Annotated in this window: 10 protein-coding genes and 1 riboswitch; of the genes, 5 read left to right on the top strand and 5 right to left on the bottom strand. The window is 71.6% G+C overall.

Annotation, left to right across the window (positions count from 1 at the left end):
- The 3 genes from ABZY57_RS30415 to ABZY57_RS30405 all read right to left on the bottom strand — a co-directional run.
- On the bottom strand, positions 1-210 hold a 210-nt coding region (locus tag ABZY57_RS30415; RefSeq protein ID WP_356517387.1), incomplete at its 3' end, for a cobalamin biosynthesis protein.
- A 58-nt stretch (positions 211-268) separates the two neighbouring features.
- Positions 269-359: riboswitch (cobalamin riboswitch) on the bottom strand.
- A gap of 204 nt (positions 360-563) precedes the next feature.
- Positions 564-785, bottom strand: a complete 222-nt coding sequence (locus ABZY57_RS30410) for a hypothetical protein (RefSeq protein ID WP_243338472.1) — start codon at positions 783-785, stop codon at positions 564-566.
- A gap of 37 nt (positions 786-822) precedes the next feature.
- A complete protein-coding gene (locus ABZY57_RS30405; protein ID WP_356517385.1) occupies positions 823-2,100 on the bottom strand; it encodes an inorganic phosphate transporter in 1,278 nt (425 codons plus the stop codon).
- Positions 2,101-2,420: 320 nt separating this feature from the next.
- Here ABZY57_RS30405 and ABZY57_RS30400 point away from each other — a divergent pair, with 320 nt between their 5' ends.
- Both ABZY57_RS30400 and ABZY57_RS30395 read left to right on the top strand, forming a co-directional pair.
- Positions 2,421-3,572: a prolyl oligopeptidase family serine peptidase gene (locus tag ABZY57_RS30400; RefSeq protein WP_356517383.1), complete on the top strand. Its 1,152-nt coding sequence runs from the start codon at positions 2,421-2,423 to the stop codon at positions 3,570-3,572.
- Between the two features lie 243 nt (positions 3,573-3,815).
- The gene (locus ABZY57_RS30395; RefSeq protein WP_356517389.1) at positions 3,816-5,153 is read left to right on the top strand and encodes a hypothetical protein; all 1,338 of its coding nucleotides are present in this window, start codon (positions 3,816-3,818) and stop codon (positions 5,151-5,153) included.
- A 34-nt stretch (positions 5,154-5,187) separates the two neighbouring features.
- Here ABZY57_RS30395 and ABZY57_RS30390 read toward each other — a convergent pair whose 3' ends face one another.
- Both ABZY57_RS30390 and ABZY57_RS30385 read right to left on the bottom strand, forming a co-directional pair.
- Positions 5,188-5,583 carry a VOC family protein gene (locus ABZY57_RS30390; protein ID WP_356517381.1) on the bottom strand — a complete coding sequence of 132 codons (396 nt, stop codon included), beginning with the start codon at positions 5,581-5,583 and terminating at the stop codon, positions 5,188-5,190.
- 70 nt (positions 5,584-5,653) lie between these two features.
- On the bottom strand, positions 5,654-6,544 hold the full coding sequence (locus ABZY57_RS30385; protein WP_356517379.1) for a neutral zinc metallopeptidase: 891 nt from the start codon (positions 6,542-6,544) through the stop codon (positions 5,654-5,656).
- A 296-nt stretch (positions 6,545-6,840) separates the two neighbouring features.
- On the opposite strand from ABZY57_RS30385, the gene ABZY57_RS30380 reads away from it, so the two are divergent.
- From ABZY57_RS30380 to ABZY57_RS30370, 3 genes are all read left to right on the top strand, one after another.
- Positions 6,841-8,439, top strand: a complete 1,599-nt coding sequence (locus tag ABZY57_RS30380; protein WP_250742257.1) for an ABC-F family ATP-binding cassette domain-containing protein — start codon at positions 6,841-6,843, stop codon at positions 8,437-8,439.
- Positions 8,440-8,792: 353 nt separating this feature from the next.
- The gene (locus tag ABZY57_RS30375) at positions 8,793-9,014 is read left to right on the top strand and encodes a helix-turn-helix domain-containing protein (RefSeq protein ID WP_204357858.1); all 222 of its coding nucleotides are present in this window, start codon (positions 8,793-8,795) and stop codon (positions 9,012-9,014) included.
- A gap of 171 nt (positions 9,015-9,185) precedes the next feature.
- Positions 9,186-9,965, top strand: a complete 780-nt coding sequence (locus ABZY57_RS30370) for an enoyl-CoA hydratase/isomerase family protein (protein ID WP_356517376.1) — start codon at positions 9,186-9,188, stop codon at positions 9,963-9,965.
- Positions 9,966-10,011: the final 46 nt, after the last annotated feature.

The raw sequence follows: 10,011 nt of genomic DNA, 5'->3' as shown, positions 1-10,011 counted from the left end.
GCCCAGCGCGCCGACGGCGGTCGCGCCTCCGGCGCACAGCAGGGTGTGCAGGACGCCCCGGGCGCGGTCGTCGCGCCACAGGGCGCGTTCGACGGCGGCGGCGGCTCGTCCGAAGGCGGCCACGGGGTGCCCTCGGCGCGGATCCCCGAGGATCCGGTCGCCGATCAGGCCCGCCGTGACGCCGTACGCGAAGACGCGATCGGCACGCATGGTGGAAGGTATGTCCTCACTCAGGGTCCGCGCCCTGGTTCGACGTGTCCGGCGGCGAGAGTTCCTGGCTCCCGGCCGCACACGGCCAGAGGTCCGCGGGCGCCGGTGACAGTGGCGGGACCGCGCCGGATTCGCACCGGACTTCCTCTCCATGCCGCCGTAATGGCTCGGGCAGTCCACCACGCAGCGCGAAGGCCCGTCAACTCGCCGTTGACCTGCGGCGGGCTGGCCGGGAGGGGGAGGGGCCGGGTCCTCGGCAGGGGTCCGGACCGGGGCCGGGTCGGGGCCGGGGCATGCGAAGGCTCCCTCCGGTACGAACCCGGAGGGAGCCTTCGTACGTGCCGTCCCGCGCCTCAGGCGACGATCAGGTAGATCCCGTAGGCCACGGCCGCCGCGCAGAGCGCGAAGCAGGCGTACGCACCGCTGCGGGCCAGGGTGGCGGCGCCACCCTGTTCGGTGGCGGCCTCGTGCTTGGAGAGCCCCATCAGACCCAGGGTGAACAGGGTCACCAGGACGACGGTGGCGGAGAGGCTGACCCCGAAGACGGAGCCGAGTGCTTCCCAGTCGATCTTCATACCGCTGAATCCTCTGTCGTTCTCGGGGTCGGGCCGGTCACACCGCGGCGGCCGGAGCCGCCGGGGTCGTCGTCGCGGCCGGGATGGTGGCCTTGAGGTCCTCGTCCGTCACCGCGGCGGTGCTGCCGGCGGCGGCTCCCGCGAGATCGGGCTGCGGGACGCTGACGGCCGCGATGGCCGTGGTGACGACACCCGGCTCCCCGGCGTCGGCCGTCTCGACCTCGTTGACGTTGGTGTGGTCGACGACCTGGCGGCGCGAGATCAGCCAGATGGCGACGCAGGAGCCGACCAGGAAGACCGTGACGCCGGCGACGCCGATGTCCCCGGTGCGCATGACCAGCTCGGCACCGGCGGCGACCAGGGCCGCGGCCGGGAGGGTGAGGCCCCAGGCGATGAACATGCGGGAGGCGGTGGACCAGCGGACCACGCCGCCCTTGCGTCCCAGACCCGAACCCATGACGGCGCCGGAGCACGCGTGGGTGGTGGAGAGGGAGAAGCCGAGGGAGGAGGAAGCCAGGATGACGCTGGCGGCCGAGGTCTGGGCGGCGAAGCCCTGCTGCGGCTGCAGGTCGGTCAGGCCACTGCCCATGGTGCGGATGATGCGCCAGCCGCCCAGGTAGGTGCCCATCGCGATGGCCAGGCCGGCGGAGACGATGACCCAGACCGGCGGGTTGGAGCCGGGGGCGAGGGCGCCACCGGCGACGAGCGCCAGGGTGATGATGCCCATCGTCTTCTGCGCGTCGTTGGTGCCGTGCGCCAGCGAGACCAGACCGGCGGAAGCGATCTGGCCGGTGCGGTAGCCCTTGGCCGAGGTCTTCTCGCCCATGCCCTTGCCGACCTTGTACGTGACCTTCGTGGCCAGGTACGCGGCGAAGCCGGCGACCAGCGGTGCGGCGATCGCGGGGATCAGCACCTTGGTGACGACGACGCTGCCGTTGACGGCGCCCATGCCGGCGGAGGCCACGGCCGCACCGATCAGGCCGCCCATCAGGGCGTGCGAGGAACTGGAGGGCAGTCCGACCAGCCAGGTGACGAGGTTCCAGAGGATCGCGCCGACCAAGGCGGCGAAGATGACCTCCGGCTGGATGCCTTCCTCGTTGACCAGTCCCTTGGAGATCGTCTTGGCGACCTCCACGGACATGAAGGCGCCGACGAGGTTGAGCACGGCGGACATGGCCACCGCGGTCTTGGGCTTGAGGGCGCCGGTCGAGATGGTGGTGGCCATCGCGTTGGCCGTGTCGTGAAAACCGTTCGTGAAATCGAACACGAGAGCGGTGATGATCACGATCCCGAGGAGAAGCGTTATGTGCTCCATTTACCCAGGCTTCTGTTTGACGTCAGTGGTTCGTGGACCGTAGGCAACCTGGATGAACGGAAGGTGAACTGACAGGGGTCATGTGGTGCACCGGTGCGGCACCCGACCGGGACCTTCGTCCCGGGAAGCATGCCGATGTGCCGATTCATGCATGTCACAGCGGGATGTCCGCACGTTTCGGCGCGGGACTTCCGATAGGGGCTCCCGTGCTGCCGGGACCCCGAAGAGACCTAGATCACCCTCCTCGCCGCCCCTCCCGGCGAGCGACCGGAGCGATCCCTCCGGTGGCCCGCCGACCCGTCCGCCTCGACACTGGAGCGGTGCGTACCGCTACAGCGACGGCAGCGGCCGTCACCACGACCCTGATCGGCGCCGGCGCGGCCGCCGCCGTCGCCGTCACGGCTGCCGCGCTCGCCGGCCGGTACGCCGCCGACGCGGCCCTGCGGACCGAGCCCGGCCGTCCGCTCCCCGGCAGCCCCCGCCTCAGCGTCCACTCCACCGCGGACGGCCGGGTCGAGCTGACCCGCTCGCTCGCCTCCCTGTGGCCCGGCACCTACGGGCTCACCGCGCCCGGGGTGCACGCCGTGGTCGGGCCCGTCCTGCCCGATGCCCCGCACGGCCCCGACACCGTGGTGCGCCGGCTCGTCGCCGTCACCCACGGAAGCCTCGACCCCGGGACCCGCGTCACCCTCACCCCCCAGGTCCACCTGGGCAACCCGGGCACGGCCCTCGGCCTCGACCACGCCGACGTGGACGTCCCCGGGGAGCTCGGAGCGCTGCCCGCCTGGTTCGTGCCCGCGGCCCGCGACACCTGGGTGATCACCGTTCATGGGCTCGGCGCCACCCGCGAGCACCCGATGGTGGTCATGCCCTTCCTCCACCGCAACAAGCTCCCCGTCCTGGACCTCGGATACCGGGGCGACCTCGGCGCCCCCGAGTCGCCGGACGGCCTCGGCCACCTCGGCGAGTCCGAATGGCGCGATCTCGACGCCGCCATCCGCTACGCCCTGCGCTACGGCGCCCGCCGCGTCGTCCTGCACGGCTGGTCGACCGGCGCCACCATGGCCCTGCACGCCGTCGAGCGCTCGGCGCTGGCCGACCGGATCGCCGGAGTGGTCCTCGACTCGCCCGTACTGGACTGGCACACCACCCTGCGCGCCCTCGCCGCCGCGCGCCGCACCCCGGCCCCCCTGCTCCCGTTCGCGGTCAAGGCCGCCGAGGGCCGCGCGGGCCTGCGCGCCGACCGGCGGGCCCCGGGGTCGGATCCGGCCGCGCTGAAGGTGCCCGTACTGATCTTCCACGGCCCCGACGACACGCTGGCCCCCTGGGAGCCCTCCCGCCGGCTCGCCGCGGCCCGCCCCGACCTCGTCACCCTGCACTCCGTTTCCGGCGCCGCCCACGGAGCGATGTGGAACGCCGATCCGGCCGCGTACGAAGAGGCGCTGCGCCGCTTCCTCACCCCTTTCATGTGAAGGGCCGGTTGACGGACCGTCGGACGAGTTGTCCGAAGACTGCGGGGCGGACGGGGCTCAGAGGGTGGGTTGTCCGGTTCTGTCCCTACGGGGCCTTGTGGCAATGGCTGGTTCCGTTTGGGCTTTCGGCCAGTGACGGGCGAGACTGCTCACGTGACGTCCCGAAAGCCTGATGAGCAGTTGGCTCGCGACTCCAGACTCCGACTCGTCGCCCCGCGGTCCGTGGCCACGGCCCGCAAGGCGGTGACCGACCGGCGCACCCGGACCGCCGCGCGGCCTCCGGCGGGCACCCCCGCCACGGCCGACCTGGCGAACAGGGCCCGCGCCTCCCTCGCCGACGCGGCACGGCTCGCCCGCTGGGCCGAGCTCCACCTCGGCGCCGCGGGCGGCGCCGGGCCCGCCCCGGCGGGCGCCCTGCCCGCAGCCGAAGCCGAACGGGCCGCCGCCCAGCTGAGCCTGACGCCGGGCCAGATCCGGGTCGGCTGGGACCGCGCCCGGCTCGCGGGCCTGATCGAGATGCACGGCGGACACGCCCGCCCGGGCTGGCGCCTGCGCGCCTGGGACCGGGACGACACCGCCGTCCTGCGCGGCTGGGTCGCTCTCTTCGACGCCTGGTCACTGGTCCACCCGGCCCCCGCCGACATCGCCCCCGCGGCCGTCGCCGAGGTGGTCGAGGCCATGCCCCAACTGCTCTCCCTGCTCCAGCTCTCCGCCGGTCCCGTGACCGTCCCCGATCTGCTGGACCTGCTCCGGCAGCGCGTCGACGAACTGCGCGACGAGCGGTGCGAGGTCCCCTACGAGTCCACGGCGCAGGCAGTCGCCACCCCGCACGCCGGTCCCGCGCCGGCCGCGCCGCCCGTCCCGCTCGCCCGGCTGCTGCGCTGGGCGCTCGGCGGGCTCGCCGCCGTGGACGCCGTCACCCTCGGCCCCGCCCGGGCCACCCTCACCCCGCTCGGGAGCTGGGCCGTCTGGGTCAAGCTGGAGCAGATCTGCGTCGCCGCGCAGAGCCCCGCCGGGAACATCGAGCAGTCCGCCGCCGCCATGCTCCACGGCTGCGCGCGGCTCACCCCCGGCCCGGCCCGCGCCGAATACCAGGCCTGGCTCGCCGCCCGGCCCGTCGGCCACGCGGTCTCCGAGCTGCTGCACGCGGCCCGCGGCGAGGACGCCCTGCTGCGCGGGCTCGCCTTCGAAGCCCTGCGCGTGGTCGGAGCCCCCGCCGAACCGGAAGTGCGGGGGGCCTCCCGGGAGGCCGCGCTGCGCCCCTACGCCCTGCTCTGGCTCGCCGAGCACGACGGGGTCGACCCCGACGAGGCGCAGGACGTGCTCACCGCCGAGGAGCAGACCTGGCTCTGGGTGGACACCGCGGCCGCCATCGCCGACCACGGCGAGGCCGAGCTGCTGGCCCGCCACCTGGACTCGGCGGTGCGGACCACCGTTCCGCGGCTGCTGGACGAGGTACGAGCGGTCGGGCACCCCCGCACGGTGCAGGTGCTGGTCGCGCTGGCCGCCGCCCATCCCGATCCCGCCCTGGCCAAGGCGGTGCGCCGGGCCGCCTTCCAGGTGCACACCGGCGGCGCGTAGCGCCCGTGGCGGGAGCGCGTACGCGCCGCGGAGATCAGGCCTGCGGCGCGTACGTGCCGAAGCTCCACACGTTGCCCTCGGTGTCGCGGGCCATGTAGTCCCGCGAGCCGTAGTCCTGGTCGGTCGGCTCCATCAGGATCTCCGCACCGTGCTCGACGGCCCGGCGGTGGTGGGCGTCCACGTCGTCGACGACCACGTAGACCCCGCAGGGCCCGGCCCCCTTCATCGCCTTGTCGAAGACGCTGCCGGTGCCCTTGCTGCCGAGCATCACCATGCCGTTCCCGTAGGACAGCTCCGCGTGCATCACGGCCCCGTCCTCACCCTCGTACGCCGCGACCTGGGTGAAGCCGAAGGCCTCGGTGAGCTGCTGGATGGCGGCCTTGGCATCGGTGTACACCAGTGTCGGATAGATGGACGGAACGCCTGCCATGACGATCACTCCCTCTCGTGCCGTGTATGGACGGTGACCCACGTCACAGCATGGCAGGCGGCGGTGACGGTCAGCGGAAGGTGTTGCACTGGGCCATGTCGCCGGTGCGGTAGCCCTGGTAGAACCACTGCTGGCGCTGCTCGGCCGAACCGTGCGTCCAGGACTCGGGGGACACCCGGCCCTGGAACTTCTCCTGGATCCGGTCGTCGCCGACCGCGGCCGCCGCGTCCAGGCCGTCCCTTATGTCCTCGTCGGTGAGGCTGGTGATCAGGGGCTTGCCCGTGGACTCGTCCGGGGTCTTCGTCGCGTTGTGGGCCCAGACCCCGGCGTAGCAGTCGGCCTGCAGCTCCACCCGTACCGCGTTGCTGTTCGCGCCCTGCCGGCCGTCCTGGGCCTTCTGCAGGGTGCCGGTCAGGTTCTGGATGTGGTGGCCGTACTCGTGGGCCACCACGTACGCCTGGGCGAAGGGGCCGCCGCTCGCGCCGAACTTGGTGCGGAGCTCGTTGAAGAAGCCCAGGTCCAGATAGACCTGCCGGTCACCGGGGCAGTAGAACGGGCCGACCGCCGAGGTGGCCGCCCCGCAGGCGGTGCCCACCTTGCCGGTGAAGAACACGGTCTGGGCCGGGCTGTACCGGGCGCCGCGCCTGACGAACTCCTGCTTCCAGAAGTCCTGGGTGCTGTTGATCACCGCCACCAGTCGGCAGTCCTCCTTGGTGTTCGCGTCCTGCCCCGTCCTGCAGCTCTGCTGCACCTGGGAGGCGGAGGAGGAGGTCGCCGCGGGCTCCGGGCTGCCGTCGGACAGCCCGAGCTGCTCCGGCCCCACCCCGAACAGCAGCCCCATGATCAGCGCGATGAGGCCGATGATGCCGCCGCCGACCGTGGCCTTCCCGCCCGGGATGCGGCTGCCGCGTACGTCTTTGACCTCGGAAGTGTCCAGATCGGCGTTGTCGTCGAACTGCATCCCGCACCGCCCTCCATTCCGACCAAGGGGGGTACGAGTACGTACGAGTACGCCCCTGCGGCGAGTACCAACCCGTTCATCCTCATACGTCCCCCGGGTGGGGGAGGTATTCCCTGGGCCGAACGGGGGACGCGAGGTCAGGGCCGTGCCGGTCCCGGGAGGGGCGGGCGGGCCCGAAAGTAGTTGCGCACCCCCGGTAGAATGACTCCCATGGCAAATCTCCTCGCGGATTAGCGGCGTAGAAGCATCGCGTCCTGCCCCCCTTCCGCCGTCCCGACCCGCCCTGGAGTATTTCCGTGATCACCGCCACCGGCATCGAGCTGCGCGCCGGCGCCCGCATCCTCATCGAGAACGCCTCCTTCCGCGTCGCCAAGGGCGACCGCATCGGCCTCGTCGGCCGCAACGGAGCAGGCAAGACCACCCTCACCAAGTGCCTCGCGGGCGAGGGCACGCCGGCCGGCGGCAGCATCGCCCGCTCGGGCGAGGTCGGCTACCTCCCGCAGGACCCGCGCACCGGCGACCTCGACGTCCTGGCCAGCGACCGGATCCTGTCCGCGCGCGGACTCGACGTGCTGCTCAAGAAGATGCGGATGAACGAGGAGCGCATCTCCTCCGGTTCCGGCGCCACCCGCGAGAAGGCGCTGCGCCAGTACGAGCGCCAGGAGACCGAGTTCCTCACCAAGGGCGGTTACGCCGCCGAGTCCGAGGCCGCGACCATCTCCGCCGCCCTCGGCCTGCCCGACCGCGTCCTCGGCCAGCCGCTGCACACCCTCTCCGGTGGTCAGCGCCGCCGCGTCGAGCTCGCCCGGATCCTCTTCTCCGACGCCGACACCCTCCTCCTCGACGAGCCGACCAACCACCTCGACGCCGACTCGATCGTGTGGCTGCGCGACTACCTGAAGACCTACCGCGGCGGCTTCATCGTCATCTCCCACGACGTGGACCTGGTCGAGACGGTCGTCAACAAGGTCTTCTACCTGGACGCCAACCGCGCCCAGATCGACGTCTACAACATGGGCTGGAAGCTCTACCAGCAGCAGCGCGAGGCCGACGAGAAGCGCCGCAAGCGCGAGCGGCAGAACGCCGAGAAGAAGGCCGCGGCGCTGAACTCGCAGGCCGACAAGATGCGCGCCAAGGCCACCAAGACCGTCGCCGCGCAGAACATGGCCAAGCGCGCCGACCGCCTGCTCGCGGGCCTCGACGCCGTCCGCGTCTCCGACAAGGTCGCCAAGCTCCGCTTCCCGGACCCGGCGCCCTGCGGCAAGACCCCGCTGACCGCCGAGGGCCTGTCGAAGTCCTACGGCTCGCTGGAGATCTTCACCGACGTCGACCTGGCCATCGACAAGGGCTCCCGCGTGGTCATCCTCGGCCTCAACGGAGCCGGCAAGACCACGCTCCTGCGCCTGCTCTCGGGCACGGAGAAGCCCGACACCGGCACGGTCGTCCCCGGCCACGGCCTCAAGCTCGGCTACTACGCCCAGGAGCACGAGACCCTGGACCCGGAGCGCTCGGTCCTTGAGAACATGCGCTCCTCGGCGCCGGACCTGGACCTGGTCTCCGTACGCAAGACGCTCGGCTCCTTCCTCTTCTCCGGCGACGACGTGGACAAGCCCGCGGGCGTCCTGTCCGGTGGTGAGAAGACCCGCCTCGCCCTGGCGACGCTGGTCGTCTCGTCGGCCAACGTGCTGCTGCTCGACGAGCCCACCAACAACCTCGACCCGGCCAGCCGCGAGGAGATCCTGGGCGCCCTGCGCACCTACAAGGGCGCCGTCATCCTCGTCACCCACGACGAGGGCGCGGTCGAGGCGCTGGAGCCGGAGCGGATCATCCTGCTCCCGGACGGCGTCGAGGACCTCTGGGGCCCGGACTACCGGGACCTGGTCGCGCTCGCCTGAGGCGCTTCCGCTTCCGTGATCCTTTGCTTATGGATCATTCGGCTCAGACGTGATCCATCATCTGAGTGAGACGGTCTCATACCGCTCCGTGCTCGACGAAGGCCCCGGTCGCATCTTCCAGGATGCGCGGCCGGGGCCTTCCGCTTCTCCGCTCCGGCCCCTGACCTGGCCATTCATACCGAGCGAGGGAAAATGTGACGGAGGTCATGCAGCGGAAGGGGAGATTCCGTTCTGCTCGGCCGTCCACGGCCGAAGAAATGCCGCCGTACCGACCTTGCTGAATGGGTGGCCAGGAAGCCGGGGAGGGGTGATCATGAGAAGTCCAGAGCGCACTTCCCATAGAGGAGGCACGGGTGGCCGAAACTCTGAAGAAGGGCAGCCGGGTGACCGGCGCCGCGCGTGACAAGCTCGCGGCAGACCTGAAGAAGCAATACGACTCCGGTGCGAGTATCCGGGCGCTGGCCGAATCGACCGGCCGGTCCTACGGATTCGTCCATCGGATGCTCAGCGAGTCCGGAGTCACGCTGCGTGGTCGCGGTGGCGCGACGCGCGGTAAGAAGGCGGCTACGGCCTGACCATTTGGTTCCCCCGGGTTCCAACGGTTTTCCGTATTCAGCTTCACGGTTCCAGTTCCACCGTTCTTCGGTGACCCCCCGGTCGGCTCCATGGCCGGCCGGGTGGTTACTGTGCAGTCACTTAGGCCGAGATCGCGGCCGAACGACGGCACACCCACCGGAGGCACACAGATGGCTCTGCTCGACAAGGACGGCGTACGGCTCACCGTCGACGACACGGTCGCCACGGTGACACTGACCAATCCCGCCAAACGAAACGCTCAATCCCCCGCGCTCTGGCGGGCGTTGGCGGAGGCTGGAAGGTCATTGCCGGGCACCGTCCGGGTCGTCGTGCTGCGCGGCGAGGGGCAGTCCTTCTCCGCAGGGCTCGACCGGCAGGCGTTCACCCCCGAAGGCTTCGAGGGCGAGCCGTCCTTCCTTGACCTGGCGCGCGGTTCGGAGGAACTGCTCGACTCCACCATCGCCGAGTACCAGGAGGCGTTCACCTGGTGGCGGCGCAACGACATCATCTCCGTCGCCGCCGTTCAGGGGCACGCGATCGGTGCCGGTTTCCAGCTTGCCCTCGCGTGCGATCTGCGCGTCGTCGCGGACGACGTGCAGTTCGCCATGCGCGAGACGGGGCTGGGCCTGGTGCCCGACCTCGGCGGCACGCAGCCGCTGACCTCGATGGTCGGCTATGCCCGCGCGCTCGAAATCTGCGCGACGGGACGCTTCGTCCATGCGGAGGAGGCCGAACGGATCGGCCTCGCGAACCTGGTCGTCCCCGCGGGCGAGCTCGACGCGGCCGTCCAGGACCTCACCACCGCGCTGCTGGCTCCGCCGCGGGACGCGGTGGTCGAGACGAAGGCGCTGCTGCGCGGTGCGGTGTCGCGCCCGTACGACGACCAGCGCGCCGCCGAGCGCGCCGCGCAGGCCCGCCGCCTGCGGGACCTGGCGGGCCTCTCCGACTAGCTGAAGGATCACTTCGAACGCCGGCGGGGCTGGACGTGTCCAGGGC

The sequence above is a fragment of the Streptomyces sp. NPDC006450 genome (assembly GCF_040612195.1).
Classification (GTDB): Bacteria; Actinomycetota; Actinomycetes; order Streptomycetales; family Streptomycetaceae; genus Streptomyces.
This window is presented reverse-complemented; position numbering and strand designations above follow the sequence as displayed.

Bases quoted from the DNA above. Each gene is read 5' to 3' on its own strand.
- ABZY57_RS30370 (WP_356517376.1), top strand. From the start codon at position 9,186: ATGGCTCTGCTCGACAAGGACGGCGTACGGCTCACCGTCGACGACACG.
- ABZY57_RS30410 (WP_243338472.1), bottom strand. From the start codon at position 785: ATGAAGATCGACTGGGAAGCACTCGGCTCCGTCTTCGGGGTCAGCCTC.
- ABZY57_RS30385 (WP_356517379.1), bottom strand. From the start codon at position 6,544: ATGCAGTTCGACGACAACGCCGATCTGGACACTTCCGAGGTCAAAGAC.
- ABZY57_RS30405 (WP_356517385.1), bottom strand. From the start codon at position 2,100: ATGGAGCACATAACGCTTCTCCTCGGGATCGTGATCATCACCGCTCTC.
- ABZY57_RS30390 (WP_356517381.1), bottom strand. From the start codon at position 5,583: ATGGCAGGCGTTCCGTCCATCTATCCGACACTGGTGTACACCGATGCC.